Below are 22,208 nucleotides of genomic sequence, written 5' to 3'. Positions count from 1 at the left end.
GTGCTCTCGTGGCGGAGCTGCCGGCCGGCGACTACGCGAGGGTGGATGTTCGCTCGATAGTGATCATCTCTTTCGTACGACGACGAAGTCGGCGAGCGCCGTGAACTGCTCCCGCACCCGGTCGGGCATGTCGACGGCGTCGAGGGCTTCGATGGCGATGGTGTGCTGGCGGCGCGCCTCCTCGGCGGTCCAGTCCCGGCCGCCGGCCTCCTCGATGAGGCGGGCGCGGGCCGCGAACTCCTCCTCGGAGAAGTTCGCGAAGTCGCTCGCCTTGGCGTCGGCGGCCAGCAGGTCGCCGAGCTGCTCGGAGGCGGCGCCGCCCGCCGCGAGCGCGGCCACGACCGGCAGGGACTTCTTGCGCTGGCGCAGATCGCTCCAGGTCTGCTTGCCGGTGGCGTCCGGGTCGCCCCAGATGCCGAGGAGGTCGTCGACGGCCTGGAAGGCCAGGCCGAGGTGGTAGCCGTACTTCTCCAGCATGTCCGCGGTACGGTCGTCGGCGCCGCCGAGGACGGCACCGATGGAGCTGGCGCAGGCGAGCAGGGCGCCGGTCTTGTTGCCCTCCATCTCCAGGCACTCCTCGACGCTGACGCGATCGCGGTGCTCGTAGGAGATGTCCTGCGCCTGACCGTCGATCAGGGCCCGGGTGGCGGTGGTCAGCCGGCGCGTGGCGCGCCCGGCGTCGGTGGTGCCGAGCTCCAGCAGGACCTCGTTGGCCAGCGCGAACAGGGCGTCACCGACCAGAATGGCCTGGGCGGGGCCGTGCACCTTCCACACGGTGTCGCGGTGGCGGCGCTGTTCGTCGCCGTCCATGAGGTCGTCGTGCAGCAGCGAGAAGTTGTGGACGAGCTCGACCGCGACCGCGCCCGGGACGCCCGCCTCGGGTGCCGCCCCCGTCACCTCGGCGGACAGCACCGCCAGGGCGGGGCGTACCGCCTTGCCGCCGTCGCCGGAGGACGGGTTGCCCGCGGCGTCGATCCAGCCGAAGTGGTAGGCGGCGACGGTGTCCATGGGAGGGGCCAGGCGGTCGACGGCCGCCCGCAGTACCGGCGTGGCCAGTGTCCGGCCGCGCTCCAACAGCGCGGCCACGTCCACCTCGGTGGCACGAGCGGCCGTCGAGGCCGGGGGCACAGGGGGCACAGTTACTCCTCTTGTTGCGGTACCGGGGGTGCGGGGACCTGCCTCGCCGCGCTCACCGAGCATCACGCCGCCTCCTCGAGGGGGAAGAGACGGCTGGGGCGGGGCCGGCCCAGGGCGCCGAGCGCGGCCTCGGCCGCGCTCACACCGCTGCGGACCGCACTCTCCATGGTCGCGGGCCACCCGGTGGCGGTCCACGCTCCGGCCAGGTACAGGCCGGGGGTTCTGGTGCGGGCGCCGGGCCGCAGCCGCCCGACGCCGGGGGTGGGAGCGAACGTGGCGGTGCGCTCCCGGGTCACGAAGAAGTCCTGCACCTCGGCACCACGCGTGCCGGGCAGCAGCCGCTGAAGCTCGGGCAGATAGCGTGCGCGCAGCTCGGCGACGGGCAGGTCGATCTCGTCGTGCACGGCGGACTGGGACAGCGCCAGGTACTGGCCCGAGCGCAGCCCGGAGGCGTCCGTGCGGTCGAAGACCCACTGCACCGGGGAGCCCAGCGCGGTGAGGAAGGGTGCGTCGAGCACCTTGCGGTCGTAGACGACATGGACGTTGAGGATCGGCGCGGTCCCGATCCGCAGCAGGTCCCCGGGCGCGTCGAGCGCGCCGGGCGGCAGCAGGTCGTGGGTCTCGCGCTGCGGTACGGCGAGGACGACGGCGTCCGCGGTGAGCGTCTCGCCGGGAATCTGAACACGCAGGCGTCCGTTTCCGTCTTCACTGACGGAGGTGACGCGTGTACGGACTTCGGTGCGCACGCCCGCGGAGTCGAGCGCCTTGCGGGCCAGCCGGTCGTGCAGCTCGCCCAGGGGAACGCGCGCCCAGCCGATGTCGGCCGCGCCCGGGTCGGACAGCAGACCGGTCTTGAACACCATCGCGGCGAGAGCGAGGGAGGCGTCGGAGGCGACCGCGTTGAGAGTGGCGACCCCGACCAGGTCCCACAGCGCCTCGACGGCGCGCGCCGACTGGCCGTGCGCGGCCAGCCAGCTGCCGAAGTCCTGTGTGTCCAGGGCCGGGTCGGCGAGGTCGAGTCCCTTGAGCGCGAGCGCGGCCCGCCCGACCCTGGCCCGCTCGGCGAGCGAGAGGTGCGGGTAGGTGGCGAGGCTGCGCCCCAGGTGGAGCGGTACGGGCAGGGCGTCGCGCCGCAGCCGGCCGAGCCGCCGCCCCGCGGGCCTGTCGAGGTCGACCACGGGTACGTCGAGGCGGTCCTGCAGCGGGGCGAGCGCGGCGCCGTCGATGCGCTCCAGGAACCAGCGGTAGGCGGTGCAGCAGCGCAGATAGACATGCTGGCCGTTGTCGACGGTGAGGTCACCGCGCTGGAAGGAGAAGGCCAGGCCGCCGAGTCTGGGCCGGCCCTCCAGCAGGGTGACGCCGAGGCCCGCGTCGGCGAGCGCGAGCGCCGCGGTGATGCCGGCGAGCCCGCCGCCGACCACGACGGCGTGCCGCCCGGAGCCGGCCGGCCCGGGCGAGTCCGCCCGCGTCCCGTCGCTCATCGCGTCCCCTCCCCCGCGGCCGTGCCGTGCTGCCCGAGGGCCGCACGGGAGGCCGTCGCCGTCAGGGACGCCGCCACGCGGGGAAGGGTTGCCTGCCGCATGCCACCGTCCGGGGTGAGGTCCATCAGGCGCGCCTCCTGACGGTCTGCCGGGAGATGTGCCGGGCGTCCAGTCCGGACAGGCCGCGCACGGCGACGTAGGCCTTCTCGTGTCCGGGCAGCGAGACGCGGCCGCGCAGGACGGCCTCGGGTTCGCGTTCGATGCGGTCCAGCAGCCGGCGGTAGATGCCGGCCATCGCGGCCACGCAGGCGCCGCTGCGCCGGTCGAGCATCGGCAGCAGCCGGTAGCCCTCGGCGAAAAGGGCGCGGGCCCGTCGCACTTCGAAGTGCACGAGGCCCGCGAAGTCGGAGCCCTCCGGTGGGGTCGGCCCCCGGAAACCGGCGGAGCAGCCGAATTTGGCCAGGTCGTCGGCGGGCAGGTAGGTGCGGCCGCCCTCGGCGTCCTCGCGGACGTCCCTGAGGATGTTGGTGAGCTGCAGCGCGAGCCCGAGCGTGTCGGCGTACTCCGGCGCGCGTTCGGCGCCGCGCGCTCCCGGTTCCGTACCGAACACGCCGAGGGAGAGGCGGCCGATGGCGCCCGCCACGCAGCGGCAGTAGACCTTCAGATCGTCCCAGGTCTCGTAGGTCTCGCCGCGTACGTCCATCAGGACGCCGTCGATGAGCTCGTCCAGGCCGCCCAGCGGGACGGGGAAGTGCGCGGCGGCGTGGGTGAGGGCGACCGCGACCGGGTCGGTGTCGTCGTCGGCGACCTCGCCGGCGCGGATGCGGGCCAGCACCGCCCGGGTGTCCTCGAGCCGGGCCACCTTGACATCGTTACCGAGCGCGCCGTCGCCGATGTCGTCGACGCGACGCGAGAACGCGTACAGCGCCGACATCGCGCGCCGCTTGGGCGTGGGCAGCAGCCGGATGCCGTAGGCGAAGTTACGGGCCTGCTGTCCGGTCACGGCCTCGCAGTAGCGGTAGGCGGCGAGTACCGGTGCGGACACGTGTGACTCAGGCTCCACGGTCCGGATCACCCCTCTCCTCGCAGGGTCAGGCCCACCTCGCGCAGCAACTGGACCTTGCCGTGCTGGGGAGGGCCGGGAAGTACGTCGTATTCAGCGGCGGCGATCGCGTCGATCGCCGCCCTTCCCCCCGCAACGAACCCCGCGAGCAGCAGTTTCAGCCTGCCCTGGACGCTGCCCACCAGCGGTGCGCCTTCATCCAGCAGCCGGCGGGCGCGTTGCGCTTCGAACGCGACCAGCGCGCGCACCGAAGCGCCCGCGCTCGCCGCGGCGAGATCCGCCTCCCGGATATGAAAGCGTTTCATGTCCGCGGCGGGCAGATAGATGCGGTCACGGCCGAGGTCCTCGGCCACGTCCTGGAGGTGCTCGACGATCTGCAGGGCGGTGCAGATCTGGTCGGAGCGGCGGATCCGCTCGGGGGTGGCGGTGCCGGTGACGGCGAGCACGAGGCGGCCCACGGGATTGGCGGACAGTTCGCAGTACGCGAGGAGGTCGTCGTAGGTCTCGTAGCGCGAGACGAGCTGGTCCTGACGGTTGGCCGCGATCAGCCCGAGGAAGGGCTCGGGGGTCAGCGCGCGGCGGCGGACCGTGCGCTGGAGCCGGCGCAGCAGCGGATGGCGGGGGGCACCGTCGAAGACGCGCCGCAGATCGGCCTCGAAGGCGTCCAGCAGGACGAGACGGTCCTCGGCGTCGCTCTCCGGCACGCCGAGCAGCTCCGCGTCGGCGCCGCCGGGGGCGAGGTCGCCGTCACCGATGTCGTCGACCAGCCGGGCGAAGCCGTAGACGGCCATGAGGTCGTCGCGCCAGGCGCGGGGCAGGAAGAAGGGGGCCACGGGGAAGTTCTCGTCCGCGGCCTTGGCGAGGGTGCCGCGCTCCGGATCCGTACGGGGTCGCGTCGTCGCCGTGTCCGTCACCGCCGGCTGCCCGGGGCGGGGACGGCACATGCTGCGCCCAGCTGGGGAGTTTCCGTAGCCATTGCCGTCACATCTCCCGTTCTACACCGCGGACCCGATACACACTATTTCGGACACGCCGCCCGAGCCCCCGCGCGGCGTCCCCGGCGGAGGGTGTCGCGCACTATCTCCCCACTTGCCGCCTTTGAGGACCGCTCCAGTTTACGTTGTACAACGCCGCAAGGATCTCCGGGGTTTCCTGCGCATCACAAGAACACACCGATTGAAGCCAAGATTCCTTGGAGCAGCCGGAGTTGACGCTTCCTTTGCACAAGAGAGGGCCCCGCCGGAGCCGGTCCGGCGGGGCCCTGCGCTCAGCGGGTCACTTGCCCGTGAACTTCTCGTACTCCTTGAGGACCTCTTCGGTGGGCCCGTCCATGCGCAGCTCGCCGCGTTCCAGCCACAGCACCCGGTCGCATGTGTCGCGGATGGACTTGTTGCTGTGACTGACCAGAAACACCGTGCCGGCCTCCTTGCGCAGCTCCCGGATGCGCGCCTCGGAGCGCTTCTGGAACTTCGCGTCACCGGTGGCCAGCGCCTCGTCGATCATCAGCACGTCGTGGTCCTTGGCGGCCGCGATGGAGAACCGCAGACGCGCGGCCATGCCGGAGGAGTACGTGCGCATCGGCAGGGTGATGAAGTCGCCCTTCTCGTTGATGCCGGAGAAGTCGACGATGTCCTGGTAGCGGGCCTTGATCTCCTCGCGGGACATGCCCATGGCCAGGCCGCCGAGGATGACGTTGCGCTCGCCGGTCAGGTCGTTCATCAGCGCCGCGTTCACACCCAGCAGCGAGGGCTGGCCATCGGTGTAGACCCGGCCCCGCTCGCAGGGCAGCAGCCCGGCGATGGCGCGCAGCAGGGTCGACTTGCCGGAGCCGTTGGAGCCGATCAGGCCGATGGCCTCGCCCTTGTAGGCGACGAACGACACGCCGCGCACGGCGTGCACCTTGCGCACACCCCGCTCCTCCTCGCCGGAGCGCCGTTTGAGTATGCGGCTGAGGGCGGCGGTCGCGCTGCCCTTGCCGCCCTTGGCGCCATTGACGCGGTAGACGATGTGCACGCCGTCCGCGATCACCGTCGGGACGCGTTCGGTGCCCTGTTGCTCAGCCACGGCCGTACCTCTCCTCCGCCTTCCAGAAGTACACGAAGCCGCCCACCGCGAACAGCAGGGCCCAGCCGCCGGCCGCCGCCCAGACGTGGTCGGGCAGGTTGCCCGCGCCGTAGCCGTCGATGAGCGCGAAGCGCATCAGGTCCATGTAGATCGCGGTCGGGTTCCACTGGAGCACCGTGGCGATCCACGCCGGCTTGTCGGCCAGCATGACCGGGATGGAGAACATCACGCCCGACGCATACATCCAGGTGCGCATGATGAATGGCATGAGCTGCGCGAGGTCCGGGGTCTTGGCGCCGGCCCGCGCCATGATCAGCGACAGCCCGGTGTTGAAGCAGAACTGCAGCAGGAGTATGGGAATGATCAGCAGCCAGGACATGTCCGGGTAGCTGCCGAACCCGATCGCGAAGACGAACAGCACGATCATCGAGAAGAGCAGCTGCTGGAGCTGCTGCAGCGAGAACGAGATCGGCAGCGAGGCGCGCGGGAAGTGCAGCGCCCGCACCAGGCCGAGGTTCCCGGAGATCGCGCGGACGCCGGCCATCACCGAGTTCTGCGTGAAGGTGAAGACGAAGATGCCCGTGACCAGGAACGGCACGTACACCTCGCGCTCCATGCCCCTGTTGGCCTTCAGGATGAGCCCGAAGATCATGTAGTACACGGCCGCGTTCAGCAGCGGCGTGGCCACCTGCCACAGCTGGCCCAGCTTGGCCTGGCTGTACTGGGCGGTCAGCTTCGCCGAGGAGAAGGCCATGATGAAGTGGCGCCGACCCCACAGCTGACGGACGTAACTCGGCAGCGAAGGACGGGCGCCGCTCACGGCCAGCCCGTGCCGGGCGGCGAGCTGCGCCGCCGTGAGGCCCTCGTCGGGCGACGGGGCCGCGCTCACCGCGACTCCGCCATCGTGCGTTGTCTCACTCACAGTGGAAACTTTCGTCTTCGTTTCGATGCGCAGCCTGTGCGGGCTGGGCACGCGCCGGGGGCCAGGGGTCGGGCCCGTCGGCGTGCCGTCGGGAACGAGCTTCTCAGATGATGGGGGGCCGGCCCAGCCGGGTCAGCCGCCACACGGTACGCCACCGCATGGGGCGGCGGGGACCGCACGCGGTGGCCCAGCCCTCGCGGAAGCCGCCGAACCAGGCCTTCAGCGCGGACCGGGAGGGACGGCGGGCCAGCGTGAGCAGCAGCCACACCCCGAGATAGACCGGGACGAGGGCGGCGGGCAGGTTGCGGCGGGCCAGCCAGACGCGGTTGCGGGCGACCATGCGGTGGTAGACCGCATGCCGCGAGGGTGCGGTCGTCGGGTGGTACAGCACCATGTCGGACCGGTAGTCGATCATCCAGCCCGCGTCCAGGGCCCGCCAGGCCAGGTCGGTCTCCTCATGGGCGTAGAAGAACGCGTCCGGCAACACGCCGACCTCGGCGAAGACCCGCGTACGGACGGCGTTGGCGCCGCCCAGGAAGGTGGTGACCCGCGAGGAGCGCATCGGGTCCGAGGCGCGCAGCCGCGGCACGTGGCGGCGCTGGGTGACGCCGGTGTCCGGGTCGGCGATGCGGAAGCTGATGATGCCGAGCTTCTCGTCGTCGGCGAACGCCTGGCGGCACAGCTCGGCGGTGTCGGCGCGGGCGAGCAGACCGTCGTCGTCGAGGAAGAGCAGGATGTCGACGTCCCGGCCGCCGGGCCCGAACGCCTCGATGCCGACGTTGCGCCCGCCGGGGATGCCGAGGTTCTCCGGCAGCTCGATGGTGCGCACGCCCGCGGGGACGTCCGGTACCGGCGAGCCGTTGCCGACGACGACCACCTCGACCCGGTCACCGTCCTGCTTGGCGACCGAGTCGAGCAGCGCGCGCAGCTCGTCGGGGCGGTTGCCCATGGTGATGACGACCGCGCCGACCTTCGGTGAGGCGCTCATTTCAACCTGCTGGAGGCGAGGACGGACACCAGGTGCAGCACGGTCTGCAGCAGCGCGATCCCGGCGAGCACGGCGGTGCCGAGGCGGGTGAAGAACAGGTCACCGCGGGCCTGGTCGACGATCGCCAGCACCAGGATCAGCAGGGACGCCTCGATGCCGAGGATCAACCGGTGGAACTTCAGCGCCGCGGCGGCCTTGCGGGCCAGCGCCATCCCGGAGGAGCGCGGCTCGGACGCCGCCTCCTTGACCGGCGGCAGCCCTGCCTGATGGCGGGCGACGCCGACCAGGTCGGTCTCGGCCTTGATCAGGATCGCGCCGAGCGCGGCGAGGGTGCCGAGGAACGCCCACAGCCAGTCGATACGGCCGCTGCCGAACAGGTCGGCGGCGCGCAGCCCGAGGCCGACCAGCACGGCGGCGTCGGTGAGGTAGGCGCCGACCCGGTCCAGGTAGACCCCGCCGAGGGAGTACTGCTGCTTCCAGCGGGCGATCTCGCCGTCGACGCAGTCCAGCAGCAGGTACAGCTGGACCGCCACCACGCCGAGGACCGCGCCGGGGATCCCGGGCACCAGCAGCGCCGGGGCCGCGAGCACGCCGCAGACGGTCATCAGGTAGGTGAGCTGGTTGGGGGTGACCCTGGTGGTCACCAGGTAGCGGTCGATCCGCAGGGACACCTCACGCATGTAGAGGCGGCCCGCCCAGTGCTCACCGCTGCGCCGGTCCTTGACCCCGGCGGGGTGCACGACCGGGCGGAGTTCAGCTACCGATGGCCTTGACATAGTCGGCGTAGACGTCCTTGATCTGTTCGGTCGTGAGGTCGAGGTGTTCGAGGATCGTGTAGCGGCCGGGCCGGGTCTCCGGGGCGAACTCCACGACCTTGACGAACTCCTCGGTCGTGAAGCCGATCTCGGCGGGCAGCACCGGCAGCCCGTGCCGGCGCAGCACCTGGGCCATGTGGGCCGACGCCTCGTGCGCGCCGCGCAGGTACATCGCGAAGCTCGCGCCGAGACCGCACTGCTCGCCGTGGCTGGCGGCCCGCTTGGGGTAGAGCAGGTCGAAGGCGTGGTTGATCTCGTGGCAGGCGCCGGAGGACGGCCGCGAGTCGCCCGAGACGGACATGGCGATGCCGCTGAGGACCAGCGCCTCGGCGAGGACCTGCAGGAAGTCGTTGTCGCCGATGCCGCCGGGGTGGCGCAGCACCGCCTCGCCCGCCTGCCGGGCCATGGCCGCGGCCAGGCCGTCGATCTTCTCCCCGTTGACCCGGTTGGCCAGCTCCCAGTCCGCGATGGCGGAGATGTTGGAGATGGCGTCGCCGATGCCGGAGCGCACGAAGCGGGCCGGGGCGTCGCGGATCACGTCCAGGTCGATGACGACGGCGATCGGGTTCGGCACACCGTAGGAGCCGCGGCCGGCGTCGTTGTCGAGGGTGGCGACCGGGGAGCACAGGCCGTCGTGCGCGAGGTTGGTCGGCACGGCGACCAGCGGCAGGCCGACGCGTGCAGCGGCGAACTTGGCGCAGTCGATGATCTTGCCGCCGCCGAGGCCGACGACCGCGTCGTAGCGGCCCGCCTTCATGTCGCCGGCCAGCCGGATCGCGTCGTCCAGGGTGCCGCCGCCGACCTCGTACCAGGTGGCGCCGGGCAGGGTGGGCGCGATGCGCTCGCGCAGCCGGGCGCCGGAGCCGTTGCTGACGGCGACGGCGAGCCGCCCGGAGTGCGAGATCCGCTCGTCGGCGAGGACGCCCGCCAGGTCGTCGAGGGCACCCGGGCGGATGTCCACGACGACCGGGGTGGGGATCAGCCGGGTCAGTACTGGCACGCGATCACACGCCCCTTGGCGAGGTCGTCGTGGTTGTCGATCTCGACCCACTTGACGTCGCCGATCGGCGCCACGTCGATCTGGAAGCCTCGGTTGACGAGCTCCTGGTAGCCGTCCTCGTAGTACAGCTGCGGGTCACGCTCGAAGGTGGCCTTCAGCGCGTCGGCCAGCTCGGCGGCCGCGTCGCCCTCGATGAGAGTGACGCCGATGTACTCGCCGGTCGCCTCGGCCGGGTCCATCAGCTTGGTGATCTTCTGGACGCCCTTGGCGGGGTCGACGACGACCTTCATCTCCTCGTCGGCGAGGGACTTCACGGTGTCCAGGGCGAGGATGATCTTCTTGCCGTCGCCACGGGCCGCGAGCAGGGTCTTCTCGACGGAGACCGGGTGCACGGTGTCGCCGTTGGCGAGGATCACACCGTCCTTGAGGGCGTCACGGCCGCACCACAGGGAGTAGGCGTTGTTCCACTCCTCGGCCTTGTCGTTGTCGATCAGGGTGATCTTCAGGCCGTACTTGGCCTCCAGGGCCTCCCGGCGCTCGTACACGGCCTCCTTGCGGTAGCCGACGATGACCGCGACCTCGGTGAGCCCCACCTCGGCGAAGTTGCCGAGGGTGAGGTCCAGGACGGTGAGGCTGTCCTCGGCGCCCTCGGGCCCGACCGGCACCAGCGCCTTGGGCAGGGTGTCGGTGTAGGGGCGAAGACGCCGTCCGGCGCCGGCCGCCAGCACGAGGCCGATCATGCGGGTTCTCCTTCGTCGTGTACGGCGGGTGCGCCGCCCTGATGGGCGGACACCCAGAAGCGGATGCTCTCGACGAGCACCAGCAGGGCGATGATCACGGCCAGAGCCGTGAGCGCGACCTTGAACTGCGAGGCGGTGAGCAGCGCGGCCAGTACGGCGACGAGCAGCGTCCGCCCTTCCTGTCCCCCGGTGACGCGCACCAGCCAGGCAGGGGGCGCGCCGGCGCCGCCGCGGATGCGGTACACCGTGTCGTAGTGATGGTAGGCGACGGCCGCCACCAGCCCGAAAGCCGCCGGAAGTGCCCCGTTCACGTCGGCTTTCGCGGCCAGCGCGAGCACGGTGACGTATTCGGCGGCTCGGAACAGCGGCGGGACGAGCCAGTCGAGCGGGCCGGTGAGCGGGCGGGCGACGGCGAGCGCGGAGGTCAGGACGTAGCCGGCGGCCGCCAGGGCGGGCCACACACTGCCGTAGCCGGTCAGCGCCGAGACGGCCACGACCGCCGCGCCGCCCAGCAGAGCCGCGGCGGGGACGGCGAAGCCGGGCAGCCGCCCCGGCAGCACACGGGCGAGGCCGAGGGCGAGCGGCCCGGAGTCGGCCAGGTCCGCGAGCGAGCGCGCCGCGCGGTCGGTGCGGCGCCGGCTCCTGCGGGCCAGGGACCGCAGCACCCGGCCGGCCGTGGTGTACACGGAGGCGAAGGCGCAGCCGATGAGCAGGGCGTAGAAGGTGATGCGCGGGGTGGTCGCGGCGGTGAGGACCGCGATCATGGCCCACCGCTCGCCGATGGGCAGGATGATCATGCGGCGCACCCACAGCGTCCAGCCGACGCCGTCGAGCCGGTCGGTGGGGGCGGCGGGCCCGGCCGGCCCGGCTCCGGCCGTGGCGGGGGCCGCGTCGTCGGTGGCCTCGTGGAAGGCGAAGTCGACCATGTGCCTGCCGGTCTGCAGGATCATCGCCCCGAGCGCCAGCGCCCATACGTCGTCGCCGCCGCGGGCCGCGCCGAGGGCGAGCCCGGCGTAGTAGGCGTACTCCTTGGCCCGGTCGAAGGTGGCGTCCAGCCAGGCGCCGAGCGTGGAGTACTGCAGGGAGTAGCGGGCGAGCTGGCCGTCGGTGCAGTCGAGCACGAACGAGGCGATGAGCAGGACGGCGGCCGCGACGAAGCCGCCGCGGGTGCCGGTGGCCGCGCAGCCGGCGGCGATCAGGGCGGTGAACAGGGAGGCGGTGGTGACCTGGTTCGGGGTGAGTCCGCGCCGGGCGCACCAGCGGGCGAGGTAGCGCGAGTACGGGCTGATGAAGAAGGTCGTGAAGAAGCCGTCGCCGGCCTTCACGGCCGACTTCAGGCGTACGGCCTCCTCGTCGACGGCGGCGACGGCCTGCCGGGCCTCGTTACGGGCCTGCGGGTCGTCCGGTACGGCCGCGACGAGGCTGCCGAGCGCGGGACGGTGGACGTCGGTGCCCTCGGCGTCGAGGGCGGCGGTGACACGGTCGGCGAGGCCGGCGACGGCGGTGTGAGTGGTGCCCTGGGTGTCACCGGACGCGGAGGTCTCCCTGGCCATCGCCCGGGTGAGGGCCTGGCGGCCGGCGGGCCGGGCGGTGACGGCACCGGGGATCGCGGCGAGCGGGAAGCGGGGGTCGGTCAGGCCGAGGCGCAGGGCGTGCAGGTGGCCGACGAAACGGGTGTCGACGACGGCGACGCGCTGATCACCGGGGACCGCGGCGAGCAGGGACTCGGCGTCGGCGGCGTCGGAGGCGAGTCGCACCTCGAAGCCCAGCGCCCGCAGGTCGTCCTCGATCGACGCTCCGGGGACCGGCTGGCCGGTGAGGATGGCGGTCGACAACCGAACTCACTCCCTGGACACCGGCGCGTCGGGCGCCGGTCGTGTGCATGGTGGGGGGCACCGCTGGCTGCACCAGGCGGGCGGCATGTCGGCAGAGGCTATCGGATGCCGCGAAGCGCGTGTTCACCGCCCGTTAAACACCTGCTCGACGCGGACTGCACCGCCCTTTGCCGCGGTCATCATCGGTGATCACACCCCCACCCCACAAACCGCCCCCGACAGACGCCGCATCGGGGGACATACCGCCGGGCGCTCTGGGGGGGGTTCCTGGGGGCGCTGTGTCCCTGTCCTGCGTGACGGCTGCCCGGGAGACCGGCGTGGCAGCTGCCCGTGAGCGGGCCGGAGCCCGGGCCGGGCGCCCAGGCCGGGCGCCTGGGCGGGGGCCTGGGCCGGGGCCGGGGCCTCGTCTCCTGTATCTCGGCGATGGACACGGGGGGCCGAGCCGGGGCGGGCCTCGCGCGGGGCCAAGAGGCGGGGCCGCGTACCAGGGGTGGGGGAGCCGGGGGCACGCCGGGTGGCGGGACGAGGCCCGCCCGGCGGCGTGCAGGGCGGGCCGGGAGCAGCACCGGGCGGCGGGCCCAGGCCCACCGGACCGCATGCACCGTGGGCCGGAACCGCCCGCCTGACGGCAGAGCAAGGCCGCCCGGCGGGATGCAGGGCGGGGCGGAAGCCGCACCGGGCGGCGGGCCCAGGCCCACCGGACCGCATGCACCGTGGGCCGGAACCGCCCGCCTGACGGCAGAGCAAGGCCGCCCGGCGGCATGCAGAGGCGGGGCGGAAGCCGCGCATCGGGTGGTGGGCCGGGGCCACGGGGCGCCTGCGGCGGGGCGGGAGCCACGCGCCAGGCGGCGGGCCAGGGTCGTGGGGGCACGCGCCGAGGGACCACGCCGTCAGTTCCCCGGACGGTGTGGCTGGGTCTGGCGGCCCGCGCGTCTCGGTGGCCGAGCAATCGGCGCCGGCCACCTCCCTCCGCCGACCCGACCCCGACGCGGGCCACGGAGCCCGGCCCACGCGTCGTCCACCGCACCCGATCCCCGGCCGGCCCCCGGCCCCGCCGGGCTCACGCGGCGCCGCAGCCCGCCCCGGCGGAGCAACCCGGGCTCGCGCGACCCCAGCCCGCCGCAGCCCTCCCCCTGCAGAGCCGCCCCCACCATCCTGACCCGGTCCCTCCCCCGCCGGGCTCGACACCCCCGGCGCCCGCGGCCCGCTCCCCTTGCGGAGCAGCCCGCAACGCCCTGACCTGGGGTTCGTTTGTGCAGGTCAGGGCACATGACAACGGTGTTCAGTGCCGCGTTGCCCGATACCCCCCACCCGTAGTTGACTGGGGGCCCGGACGTTCAACAGGAGGAGTTTCATGGGGGTTGGCCACGACCACGCGCACGGTCACGGTGGACATGCGCACACCGCCGGGACGGCCACCGCGGCGTACCGCGGGCGGCTGCGCGCCGCGCTGGGGATCACGCTCACCGTGATGGTGGTCGAGATCGTCGGCGGCCTGCTGGCCGACTCCCTCGCGCTGGTCGCCGACGCCGCGCACATGGCCACCGACGCCCTCGGGCTCGGCATGGCCCTGCTGGCGATCCACTTCGCGAACCGTCCGCCGAGCGAGCGCCGCACCTTCGGCCTGGCCCGCGCCGAGATCCTCGCCGCGCTCGCCAACTGTCTGCTGTTGCTCGGCGTGGGCGGCTATGTGCTCATCGAGGCGATCCAGCGCTTCGTCACCCCCGCCGCCACCGAGGGCGGCCTGACCATCGTCTTCGGTCTGGTCGGCCTCGTCGCCAACAGCGTCTCGCTCGTGCTGCTGATGCGCGGCCAGGCGGAGAGCCTCAACGTGCGCGGCGCCTTCCTCGAGGTCGCCGCGGACGCGCTCGGCTCGGTCGCGGTGATCATCGCCGCGGGCGTGATCCTGCTCACCGGCTGGCAGGCCGCCGACCCGATCGCCTCCCTGGTCATCGCCGTGATGATCGTCCCGCGGACCGTCAAGCTGCTGCGCGAGACCCTGGACGTGCTGCTGGAGTCGGCGCCGAAGGGCGTGGACATGGCGGAGGTGCGCATGCACATCCTGGCCCTGGACGGCGTGGAGGACGTCCACGACCTGCACGCCTGGACGATCACCTCCGGCCTGCCGGTGCTGTCCGCGCACGTCGTGGTCAGCACCGAGGTCCTCAGCGCGATCGGCCACGAGAAGATGCTGCACGAGCTGCAGGAGTGCCTCGGCGGCCACTTCGACGTCGAGCACTGCACCTTCCAGCTGGAGCCGGGCGGCCACGCGGAGCACGAAGCGCACCTGTGCCACTGAGCGCCCCCGCCGTCACCTCCCGCTCACCCGGAAAGGACGGTTCCGCAGCCGTCGCCCCGGGCAACATCAACCACCGGGCCCCCTTCCGGTGACCGGACGGCCACGGCCGCGGTCCGCGTCGGCGCGGGACATGCGGGCGCGTCGCCAAGGGCCGGGAGTGCCGGACAGGTACGGCAGACTGGGGCCGTAGGACGATGCGAAGGATGGGTATGCCGATCACACCTGCCACTGCGACGCGCACCTCGTCGTCGGACGGCGCCGCGGACGCGATTTTGCTGGAACTGGTCGACGAGAACGGCGTGACGATCGGCACCGAGGAAAAGCTCGCCGCCCATCAGGCTCCCGGGCAGCTGCACCGGGCGTTCTCCGTGTTCCTCTTCGACGAGACCGGCCGGCTGCTGCTCCAGCAGCGGGCGCTGGGCAAGTACCACTCCCCCGGCGTCTGGTCGAACACCTGCTGCGGCCATCCCTACCCAGGTGAGGCGCCCTTCGCCGCCGCCGCCCGGCGCACCCACGAGGAGCTCGGCGTGTCCCCGTCACTGCTCGCCGAGGCCGGCACGGTGCGCTACAACCACCCGGACCCGGCATCGGGCCTGGTGGAGCAGGAGTACAACCACCTGTTCGTCGGGCTCGTGCAGTCCGCGCTGCGTCCGGACCCGGAGGAGGTCGGCGCGACAGCCTTCGTGACCTCCGCCGAGCTGGCCGAGCGCCACGCGCAGGACACGTTCTCCGCTTGGTTCATGACCGTCCTGGACGCGGCGCGCCCGGCGATCAGGGAGCTGACGGGCCCGGGCGCAGGCTGGTGAGCGCCGCCCCGTTCCGGTGGGCGCAGGCCGCCGGGCCGGTCGAGGAACGTTACGGCACGCGCGCGGGCGTGAGCGGCAGGGCCGCCCAGATCACCTTGCCGCCGCTCGCGGTGTGCTCCACTTCGCACACCCCGCCCGCCTCCCGTGTGATCTCGCGGACCAGCAGCAGCCCGCGCCCGCCGAGCTGCCCGTGGTCGGCCTCCAGGGCGGTGGGGCGGTAGGGGTGGTTGTCCTCCACGGACACCCGCACCCATTCGGCGCCGACCGCCACCTCCACGGCGAGCATCGGCGACAGCAGCGCCGCGTGCCGGACGGCGTTGGTCACCAGCTCCGAGACGATCAGCAGCAGTCCCTGCAGCAGGTCGGAGGAGACCGGGACGCCCTGGCGGTACAGCAGGTCCCGCACGGCGTGCCGGGCCTGCGGTACGGAGGCGTCGACAGCGGGGGCGGTGAACCGCCACACGCCCTCGTACGGAAGCGGGTCCCGTCTCGCCGGGTCGGCGGGTGCCTCCGCGCCGCCCGCGGGGCGTGGGGCGGACCCGCGCCCTTGATCGTCCATCGTCCGGTCGCCACCCTTGCGCTCGATTGTCACCACACGTCGAGTGTTGAGAACGCGTCGCTCCCGTCCGCACACCTGAACAGAAGTAGGCACATATCGAGCGTTCGTGACCGTTGGCGTATGACACGGTCAGATGTGGGACTGCTCGTGTCGACGTCGTGCCGCCTTCCGGAACTCTTCGGGTTGTACGGGTTCGGTGGGAGCCGTCGCGTGCGGTCCGGCGTCGGCCGTCCCCGGCCGTCTTCGCCCAGCGTGAGACGTTTCACCTTCCGTCGGTGGGTGGTCTCACTCCCGGCGCCGCCCGGGGGTCCGGCGGCGCCGATAGCATCCGGCCCATGGAGCCCGAGCTGCTGCACAGCGTCACCGAAGCGGTCGCCACCGTCGTCATCCGCCATCCGGCCAAGCGCAACGCCATGACGGCGGCGATGTGGCAGGCGCTGCCGCCGCTGCTGGACACCCTGGCCGCCGATCCGGACGTGCGCGTCCTGGTGCTGACCGGCGAGGGCGGCACCTTCTGCGCGGGCGCCGACATCTCCACGCTCCAGGGCTCCCCCGAGGAGGCCCAGCGCCTGGCGGTGCTCGCCGAGGAGGCCCTGGCCGCGTTTCCCAAGCCGACGCTGGCCGCGGTGCGGGGCCACTGCGTGGGCGGCGGCGCCCAGCTGGCGGCGGCCTGCGATCTGCGGTTCGCGGAGCAGGGAGCGCTGTTCGGGGTGACCCCGGCGAAGCTCGGGATCGTCTATCCGGCCTCCGCCACCCGCCGGCTGACCGCGCTGGTCGGCCCGGCGACCACGAAGTACCTGCTGTTCTCCGGTGAATTGATCGACGCCGAACGGGCCCTGCGCACCGGCCTGGTCGACGAACTGCTGCCCGAGGGGGAACTGGCCAAGCGGGTCGCCGAGTTCACCCGCGTCCTGGCCGCCCGCTCGCAGCTCACGCAGGCCGCCGCCAAGGAGTTCGCGAACGGCCGCACGGACCGCGAGGACCACTGGGCGCGGCAGGCGCGCGGCAGCGGCGACACCGCGGAGGGCGTCGCCGCGTTCCTTGAGCGCCGCGCGCCGCGCTTCACCTGGACTACGTCAGGCTGAATCGGCTCGCGGTGCGGAACTCCTCGACGAGGTGCGCGGGCGCCTTCTCGGGCGACCCCGCGTCGTAGGGCGGCTGCGGGTCGTACTCGGTCAGCAGTTGCACGGCCTGGGCGTGCTCGTCGCCGGCGATCCGGCCGACAAGGGCGAGCGCCATGTCGATGCCGGAGGAGACCCCGGCGGCGGTGACGTACTTGCCGTCGAAGACCACCCGCTGCCCGGTGGGCTCGGCGCCGTACTGCCGCAGCAGGTCCAGCGCGGCCCAGTGGCTCGTGGCGCGCCGGCCGCGCAGCAGGCCGGCGCAGCCCAGCAGCAGCGACCCGGAGCACACGGAGGTCGTCCAGGTGCTCGTCGCGTCGGCCGTGCGCAACCACTCGGCCAGTGCCTCGTTCTCCGCCTGTGCGAAGGTGCCGGGGCCGCCCGCCACCACCACGACGTCGGGGCTGGGCACCTCCCGCAGGGCCCTGTCGGCGGTGACGGCGAGGAATCCGGTGTCGGTGCGGACGGCGCCCGGTTCCTCGGCGACGAAGTCGACGTGCGCGTCCGGCAGGCGGCTGAGGATCTCGTAGGGCCCGACGGCGTCGAGGGCGGTGAAGCCGTCGTAGACGACCATGGCGATCTGCATGAGGATCCCTCTCAACGGGTGGGGGCGGGGCGGAAGCGGCGGCGGTACTCCGCCGGGGAGGCGCCGAGGGCCTTGACGAAGGCGCGTCGCATGGCCTCCGGGGTGCCGTAGCCGCTGGCCCGGGCGACCTCCTCCACGCCGTCGCCGGTGTCCTCGAGCAGACGGCGGGCGTGTTCCAGGCGGACCCGGTCGACGTACCGGCCGGGTGTCGTGCCGGTCTCGGCCTGGAACGCGCGCGTGAAGTGACGCGGCGAGAGCCGGGCGCGCGCCGCGAGCGCCTCCACGCCGAGGTCGTCGTCCGGGTGTTCGGTAATCCACTGCTGGACTTCACGCAGCGGCTCGCGGGAGGCGGTCTGCGCGGCGAGCTGGGCGCTGAACTGCGCCTGGTTGCCGGGCCTGCGCAGGAAGACGACCAGGTGGCGGGCGATGGTGAGCGCCGCGTCCCGGCCGAGGTCCTCCTCGACCAGGGCGAGCGAGAGGTCGATGCCGGAGGTGACGCCTGCGGACGTGCTCACGTGGCCGTCGCGGACGTAGATGGGGTCGGGGTCGACCTGGACGGCGGGGTGGTCCCGGGCGAGCTTGTCGCAGTACGCCCAGTGCGTGGTGGCGCGCCGGCCGTCCAGCAGTCCCGCCCGGGCGAGCAGGATCGCGCCGGTGCACACCGAGACCACACGCTGCGCACGCGGTCCGTGCCGGCGCAGCCAGTCGACCAGGTGCGGGTCGGGGCTGCGTGTGCCCTGCCCGCCGGGGACGAGCAGGGTGTGCGGGTCGGGCGTGTCCTCCAGCGCCTCGTCCGGTACGAGGAGCAGGCCGCTGGAGGTGCGCACGGGGGCGCCCCCCGCGGACGCCGTACGCAGGCGGTAGCTGCCCGGGGTCTGTTTCTCCGCACCGGTGAAGACCTCCAGGGGGCCGGTGACGTCGAGGCTCTGCACGCCGTCGAAGAGCACGAAGAGAACGGTTCGCTGCGCCATGCCGACGATTCTTCGGGAGTCGCGCCATGGCGGCAACGACGAATTTCCCACCTTTTCTGCCATCGCGGGCGGTGAGTGAGGCCCGGGGACTGGAGCAGATACCGACCGGTCGGTAACGTGCCCGCATGACTACCGCCGTCCTCGCGCCGCGCGCCGGCCGCCGCTGCCACAACGCGCTCAACACGCTGCACGCCATGCACTACTTCGCGCCCGAACTGGGCAAGGAACTCGGCGCGCTGGGGATCACGCACCCCCGCGGGGTCAACTTCGCCGTCCGGTCGGCGGCGCTCGGGCCGGTGGGCGCCGGCACCGTCGCCGCGGCCTTCTACAACTACCGGTACGACCTGGTCGCCGAGCACGTGCCCGCGGTGTGGGCGACGGCCGCGCCGGCCGATGTGCTCGCGGCACGCGCGCGTGCCGTCGACGGATCGCTGCGCCGCCTGCTGGGCGAGGAGGCGATCGCGTCGAAGGAGATGGCCGAGGCGGCACGGCTGGCGCTGCGGGCCGCGCAGGCCTGTTCCCGCCCCGGGCGGCCGCTGTACTCCGCCCACGCCGACCTGCCGGTGCCCGAGGAGCCGCACCTGGCGTTCTGGCACGCGGCGACGCTGCTGCGCGAGCACCGGGGCGACGGGCACCTCGCCGTACTGCTGGCGGCCGAGCTGGACGGTCTCGAGGCCGTGGTGACGCACACCGCGACGGGCAAGGGCATGACCCCGGCCTGGGTGTTCACCACACGCGGCTGGACGCGCGCGGACTGGGACGCGGCCCGGGCGCGGCTGCGCGGGCGCGGTCTGCTCGACGCGTCGGGGGAACTGACCGAGCAGGGCGTGGCGCTGCGCGCGGACATCGAGGAGCAGACGGACCGGCTGGACCGGGCGCCGTACGAGCACCTGGGCGCGGAGGACGTCGCGCGGCTCACGGACCTCGCCGGCGCCTTCGCCCGCACCGCCGCCCTCGCGGGGGCCTTCCCGGCGGACCTGGTCGGCAAGGGCTGAGCCGCTGGTCCGGCGAGTGCCGAGCCGCCGGCGGCCCGGGCATGGGAGCACAGCGGCGCGGTACCCGGTCCGGGACAGCAACCCGGACGAACAAAGGGGATCTACGTGTTGCGTGCGATCGCAGACGTCCTGCGCCAGATCGGCTCGGCGGTGGCCACGGTGGTGACCCTGCCGTTCCGCGCCGTGGCCCGCCTGTTCGGCGGCGCCTCGAGCACGGCCCGAGGACATGGGGCCTGAGCCCAGGGGGCGGGGCGGGCCGGTGACACGCTGACCACCGCCCTCCCGCCCCGGCCGCCCCGCCGTCCCGGCGTGCGCGATCCCGCCCCGCCGGGAGGCACGCCCTGATCCACGTTGTCGGTGCCGCCTGCCACAATTGCCGCGCAACCCGATGTGGAGAAGGCGGTACGGGATCGTGACGACACCCGGATCCATCGAAGTAGGGTCCATCGAAGGCAGGATCGCCGAGGAGCTCGGCGTACGAGAGCGGCAGGTCAAGGCCGCCGTGGAGTTGCTCGACGGCGGTTCGACGGTGCCCTTCGTCGCCCGCTACCGCAAGGAAGCGACCGAGATGCTCGACGATGCGCAGCTGCGCACGATCGAGGAGCGGCTGCGCTATCTGCGTGAGCTGGAGGAGCGCCGGACGGCGATCCTGGAGTCGGTGCGCGAGCAGGGCAAGCTCACCGACGAGCTGGAGGCGCGGATCCGCGGCGCCGAGACCAAGGCGCGGCTGGAGGACATCTACCTCCCGTACAAGCCCAAGCGGCGCACCAAGGCGCAGATCGCCCGCGAGGCGGGTCTCGAGCCGCTGGCCGAGGGACTGCTCGGCGACCCGTCCGTCGACCCGCTCGCGGCCGCAGCGGCCTTCGTCGACGCCGACAAGGGCGTCGCCGACCCGCAGGCGGCCCTGGACGGCGCCCGCGCGATCCTCACCGAGCGGTTCTCCGAGGACGCCGACCTGATCGGCGAGCTGCGCGAGCGCATGTGGGTGCGGGGCCGGCTGACCGCGAAGGTGCGCGAGGGCAAGGAGGAGGCGGGCGCCAAGTTCGCCGACTACTTCGACTTCGCCGAGCCGTTCACCGAGCTGCCCTCGCACCGCGTCCTGGCGATGCTGCGCGGCGAGAAGGAAGAGGTCCTCGACCTCGTCCTGGAGCCGGAGGAGCCCACGGACGGCCCGTCGTCGTACGAGGGCATCGTCGCCGCGAAGTTCGGGATCGCCGACCGCGGGCGGCCGGGTGACAAGTGGCTGAAGGACACCGTCCGCTGGGCCTGGCGCACCCGCATCCTCGTCCACCTGGGCATCGACCTGCGGCTGCGGCTGCGCACGGCCGCCGAGGACGACGCCGTGGGCGTCTTCGCCGCCAACCTGCGGGACCTGCTGCTCGCCGCCCCCGCGGGCACGCGCGCGACGCTCGGCCTCGACCCCGGTTTCCGTACGGGCGTCAAGGTCGCCGTCGTCGACGCCACCGGCAAGGTCGTCGCCACGGACGTCATCCACCCGCACGTCCCGGCGAACCGGTGGGACGAGGCGATCGCCAAGCTGGCCCGGCTCGCCGAGGAGCACGCGGTCGAGCTGATCGCCATCGGCAACGGCACCGCCTCCCGCGAGACCGACAAGCTCGCCGGTGAGCTGATCACCAAGCACCCGGAGCTGAACCTCACCAAGGTCATGGTGTCGGAGGCCGGCGCCTCGGTGTACTCGGCGTCGGCGTTCGCCTCGCAGGAGCTGCCCGACATGGACGTGTCGCTGCGCGGCGCGGTGTCCATCGCGCGCCGGCTGCAGGACCCGCTGGCCGAGCTGGTGAAGATCGACCCGAAGTCGATCGGCGTCGGCCAGTACCAGCACGACCTGTCCGAGGTGAAGCTGTCCCGCTCGCTGGACGCGGTCGTGGAGGATTGTGTGAACGGCGTCGGTGTCGACGTCAACACCGCGTCCGCGCCCCTGCTGGCCCGCGTCTCCGGTATCACCTCAGGGCTCGCCGAGAACATCGTGGCGCACCGCGACGCCAACGGCCCCTTCACCTCCCGCGCGCAGCTGAAGAAGGTGCCGCGGCTCGGCCCGAAGGCGTACGAGCAGTGCGCCGGCTTCCTGCGCATCCGCGGGGGCACCGACCCGCTGGACGCCTCCAGCGTGCACCCCGAGGCCTACCCGGTGGTGCGCCGCATGGTGAAGAACACCGGGCAGGAGGTCGCCTCCCTGATCGGCAACACCGCGGTGCTGCGCTCGCTGCGGCCGCAGGAGTTCGTCGACGACACGTTCGGTCTGCCGACCGTCACCGACATCCTCAAGGAGCTCGAGAAGCCCGGCCGCGACCCGCGGCCCGCCTTCAAGACGGCCACCTTCAAGGAGGGCGTCGAGAAGATCTCCGACCTCGCCTCCGGGATGATCCTCGAGGGCGTCGTCACCAACGTGGCCGCCTTCGGTGCCTTCGTCGACGTCGGTGTCCACCAGGACGGGCTGGTGCACGTCTCCGCGATGTCGAAGACGTTCGTCAAGGACCCGCGCGACGTCGTCAAGCCCGGCGACATCGTGAAGGTGAAGGTCCTCGAGGTCGACATCCCGCGCAAGCGGATCTCGCTGACCCTGCGTCTCGACGACGAGGCTGCCCCCCAGGAGAAGTCCGCCTCTCCCGGCGGCGGCCGGCAGCGCGGCGGACGCCCGCCGCAGCAGCGTCAGGGCCGCGGGGGCGGCGGTGGTGCCGGTGGCGGCGGCGGTGGCCGTCAGGCTCCGGCGAACAGCGCCATGGCCGACGCGCTGCGTCGCGCGGGGCTGCTGGGCGGCGACAAGAAGGGCCGCCGCTAGGCCGTTTCGGGGCGCCCGGTTCCGCT

General features: G+C 72.9%; 21 protein-coding genes. 6 read left to right on the top strand and 15 right to left on the bottom strand.

The window, feature by feature from the left end; genetic code table 11:
• Positions 1–63 precede the first annotated feature (63 nt).
• The 12 genes from ACF1GV_RS11190 to ACF1GV_RS11135 all read right to left on the bottom strand — a co-directional run bounded on the left by ACF1GV_RS11190 (position 64) and on the right by ACF1GV_RS11135 (position 12,045).
• Positions 64–1,128 (bottom strand): polyprenyl synthetase family protein, encoded by a 1,065-nt coding sequence (locus tag ACF1GV_RS11190; protein WP_391679610.1) that lies wholly within the window; start codon positions 1,126–1,128, stop codon positions 64–66.
• A gap of 71 nt (positions 1,129–1,199) precedes the next feature.
• Positions 1,200–2,618, bottom strand: coding sequence for a hydroxysqualene dehydroxylase HpnE (hpnE, locus tag ACF1GV_RS11185; protein ID WP_391678869.1), 1,419 nt, complete (start codon positions 2,616–2,618; stop codon positions 1,200–1,202).
• Positions 2,615–2,719, bottom strand: a complete 105-nt coding sequence (locus ACF1GV_RS11180; protein WP_391679660.1) for a DUF6380 family protein — start codon at positions 2,717–2,719, stop codon at positions 2,615–2,617. Before ACF1GV_RS11180 ends, hpnE begins: the two co-directional genes overlap by 4 nt.
• A 23-nt stretch (positions 2,720–2,742) precedes the next feature.
• Positions 2,743–3,693 (bottom strand): presqualene diphosphate synthase HpnD, encoded by a 951-nt coding sequence (gene hpnD / locus ACF1GV_RS11175; protein WP_391678872.1) that lies wholly within the window; start codon positions 3,691–3,693, stop codon positions 2,743–2,745.
• Positions 3,690–4,595 (bottom strand): squalene synthase HpnC, encoded by a 906-nt coding sequence (gene hpnC, locus ACF1GV_RS11170; protein ID WP_391678874.1) that lies wholly within the window; start codon positions 4,593–4,595, stop codon positions 3,690–3,692. The genes hpnD and hpnC overlap by 4 nt, the downstream gene beginning before the upstream one ends.
• A 361-nt stretch (positions 4,596–4,956) precedes the next feature.
• Positions 4,957–5,745 (bottom strand): ABC transporter ATP-binding protein, encoded by a 789-nt coding sequence (locus ACF1GV_RS11165; protein ID WP_363264079.1) that lies wholly within the window; start codon positions 5,743–5,745, stop codon positions 4,957–4,959.
• Positions 5,738–6,667, bottom strand: coding sequence for an ABC transporter permease (locus ACF1GV_RS11160; protein WP_363264080.1), 930 nt, complete (start codon positions 6,665–6,667; stop codon positions 5,738–5,740). The genes ACF1GV_RS11165 and ACF1GV_RS11160 overlap by 8 nt, the downstream gene beginning before the upstream one ends.
• A 103-nt stretch (positions 6,668–6,770) precedes the next feature.
• Positions 6,771–7,655: a glycosyltransferase family 2 protein gene (locus tag ACF1GV_RS11155; RefSeq protein WP_391678877.1), complete on the bottom strand. Its 885-nt coding sequence runs from the start codon at positions 7,653–7,655 to the stop codon at positions 6,771–6,773.
• On the bottom strand, positions 7,652–8,431 hold the full coding sequence (locus ACF1GV_RS11150; RefSeq protein ID WP_391678878.1) for a CDP-alcohol phosphatidyltransferase family protein: 780 nt from the start codon (positions 8,429–8,431) through the stop codon (positions 7,652–7,654). The genes ACF1GV_RS11155 and ACF1GV_RS11150 overlap by 4 nt, the downstream gene beginning before the upstream one ends.
• Positions 8,409–9,470 (bottom strand): iron-containing alcohol dehydrogenase family protein, encoded by a 1,062-nt coding sequence (locus ACF1GV_RS11145; RefSeq protein ID WP_363264083.1) that lies wholly within the window; start codon positions 9,468–9,470, stop codon positions 8,409–8,411. Before ACF1GV_RS11145 ends, ACF1GV_RS11150 begins: the two co-directional genes overlap by 23 nt.
• Positions 9,458–10,210, bottom strand: a complete 753-nt coding sequence (locus ACF1GV_RS11140) for a sugar phosphate nucleotidyltransferase (protein ID WP_391678880.1) — start codon at positions 10,208–10,210, stop codon at positions 9,458–9,460. The genes ACF1GV_RS11145 and ACF1GV_RS11140 overlap by 13 nt, the downstream gene beginning before the upstream one ends.
• Positions 10,207–12,045 carry a DUF5941 domain-containing protein gene (locus ACF1GV_RS11135; protein ID WP_391678881.1) on the bottom strand — a complete coding sequence of 613 codons (1,839 nt, stop codon included), beginning with the start codon at positions 12,043–12,045 and terminating at the stop codon, positions 10,207–10,209. Before ACF1GV_RS11135 ends, ACF1GV_RS11140 begins: the two co-directional genes overlap by 4 nt.
• A 1,354-nt stretch (positions 12,046–13,399) precedes the next feature.
• Between ACF1GV_RS11135 and ACF1GV_RS11130 the strand changes: the two genes are divergently transcribed.
• Positions 13,400–14,344, top strand: a complete 945-nt coding sequence (locus tag ACF1GV_RS11130) for a cation diffusion facilitator family transporter (protein WP_391678883.1) — start codon at positions 13,400–13,402, stop codon at positions 14,342–14,344.
• Between the two features lie 209 nt (positions 14,345–14,553).
• Entirely contained in the window at positions 14,554–15,150 is a 597-nt protein-coding gene (idi, locus tag ACF1GV_RS11125; protein ID WP_391678885.1) for an isopentenyl-diphosphate Delta-isomerase, read from the top strand.
• Between the two features lie 49 nt (positions 15,151–15,199).
• Here idi and ACF1GV_RS11120 read toward each other — a convergent pair whose 3' ends face one another.
• Positions 15,200–15,709 (bottom strand): ATP-binding protein, encoded by a 510-nt coding sequence (locus ACF1GV_RS11120; RefSeq protein ID WP_391679613.1) that lies wholly within the window; start codon positions 15,707–15,709, stop codon positions 15,200–15,202.
• A 335-nt stretch (positions 15,710–16,044) separates the two neighbouring features.
• Between ACF1GV_RS11120 and ACF1GV_RS11115 the strand changes: the two genes are divergently transcribed.
• Positions 16,045–16,794, top strand: coding sequence for an enoyl-CoA hydratase/isomerase family protein (locus ACF1GV_RS11115; protein WP_391678887.1), 750 nt, complete (start codon positions 16,045–16,047; stop codon positions 16,792–16,794).
• Here the strand turns inward: ACF1GV_RS11115 and ACF1GV_RS11110 are convergent.
• Entirely contained in the window at positions 16,781–17,416 is a 636-nt protein-coding gene (locus tag ACF1GV_RS11110; RefSeq protein ID WP_391678889.1) for a DJ-1/PfpI family protein, read from the bottom strand. The genes ACF1GV_RS11115 and ACF1GV_RS11110 overlap by 14 nt on opposite strands.
• Before the next feature lie 11 nt (positions 17,417–17,427).
• Positions 17,428–18,387, bottom strand: a complete 960-nt coding sequence (locus tag ACF1GV_RS11105; protein WP_391678892.1) for a GlxA family transcriptional regulator — start codon at positions 18,385–18,387, stop codon at positions 17,428–17,430.
• Between the two features lie 125 nt (positions 18,388–18,512).
• On the opposite strand from ACF1GV_RS11105, the gene ACF1GV_RS11100 reads away from it, so the two are divergent.
• The 3 genes from ACF1GV_RS11100 (at position 18,513) to ACF1GV_RS11090 (ending at position 22,182) form a co-directional block, all read left to right on the top strand.
• Positions 18,513–19,382 carry a hypothetical protein gene (locus ACF1GV_RS11100; RefSeq protein ID WP_391678894.1) on the top strand — a complete coding sequence of 290 codons (870 nt, stop codon included), beginning with the start codon at positions 18,513–18,515 and terminating at the stop codon, positions 19,380–19,382.
• Between the two features lie 105 nt (positions 19,383–19,487).
• On the top strand, positions 19,488–19,619 hold the full coding sequence (locus tag ACF1GV_RS11095; RefSeq protein ID WP_258054876.1) for an LPFR motif small protein: 132 nt from the start codon (positions 19,488–19,490) through the stop codon (positions 19,617–19,619).
• A 175-nt stretch (positions 19,620–19,794) separates the two neighbouring features.
• A complete protein-coding gene (locus tag ACF1GV_RS11090) occupies positions 19,795–22,182 on the top strand; it encodes a Tex family protein (RefSeq protein ID WP_391678896.1) in 2,388 nt (795 codons plus the stop codon).
• The last annotated feature ends 26 nt before the right edge of the window (positions 22,183–22,208 follow it).

Origin of the sequence: Streptomyces sp. NPDC014006 (assembly GCF_043088925.1) — a bacterium.
In the GTDB taxonomy this organism is placed as follows: domain Bacteria; phylum Actinomycetota; class Actinomycetes; order Streptomycetales; family Streptomycetaceae; genus Streptomyces.
This window is presented reverse-complemented; position numbering and strand designations above follow the sequence as displayed.

Excerpts from the sequence above, each read along its gene's own strand:
- ACF1GV_RS11120 (WP_391679613.1), bottom strand. The coding sequence starts at position 15,709 with ATGGACGATCAAGGGCGCGGGTCCGCCCCACGCCCCGCGGGCGGCGCG.
- idi (WP_391678885.1), top strand. The coding sequence starts at position 14,554 with ATGCCGATCACACCTGCCACTGCGACGCGCACCTCGTCGTCGGACGGC.
- ACF1GV_RS11140 (WP_391678880.1), bottom strand. The coding sequence starts at position 10,210 with ATGATCGGCCTCGTGCTGGCGGCCGGCGCCGGACGGCGTCTTCGCCCC.
- ACF1GV_RS11105 (WP_391678892.1), bottom strand. The coding sequence starts at position 18,387 with ATGGCGCAGCGAACCGTTCTCTTCGTGCTCTTCGACGGCGTGCAGAGC.
- hpnE (WP_391678869.1), bottom strand. The coding sequence starts at position 2,618 with ATGAGCGACGGGACGCGGGCGGACTCGCCCGGGCCGGCCGGCTCCGGG.
- ACF1GV_RS11150 (WP_391678878.1), bottom strand. The coding sequence starts at position 8,431 with ATGTCAAGGCCATCGGTAGCTGAACTCCGCCCGGTCGTGCACCCCGCC.
- ACF1GV_RS11115 (WP_391678887.1), top strand. The coding sequence starts at position 16,045 with ATGGAGCCCGAGCTGCTGCACAGCGTCACCGAAGCGGTCGCCACCGTC.
- ACF1GV_RS11180 (WP_391679660.1), bottom strand. The coding sequence starts at position 2,719 with ATGCGGCAGGCAACCCTTCCCCGCGTGGCGGCGTCCCTGACGGCGACG.
- ACF1GV_RS11130 (WP_391678883.1), top strand. The coding sequence starts at position 13,400 with ATGGGGGTTGGCCACGACCACGCGCACGGTCACGGTGGACATGCGCAC.
- ACF1GV_RS11100 (WP_391678894.1), top strand. The coding sequence starts at position 18,513 with ATGACTACCGCCGTCCTCGCGCCGCGCGCCGGCCGCCGCTGCCACAAC.
- ACF1GV_RS11155 (WP_391678877.1), bottom strand. The coding sequence starts at position 7,655 with ATGAGCGCCTCACCGAAGGTCGGCGCGGTCGTCATCACCATGGGCAAC.
- ACF1GV_RS11110 (WP_391678889.1), bottom strand. The coding sequence starts at position 17,416 with ATGCAGATCGCCATGGTCGTCTACGACGGCTTCACCGCCCTCGACGCC.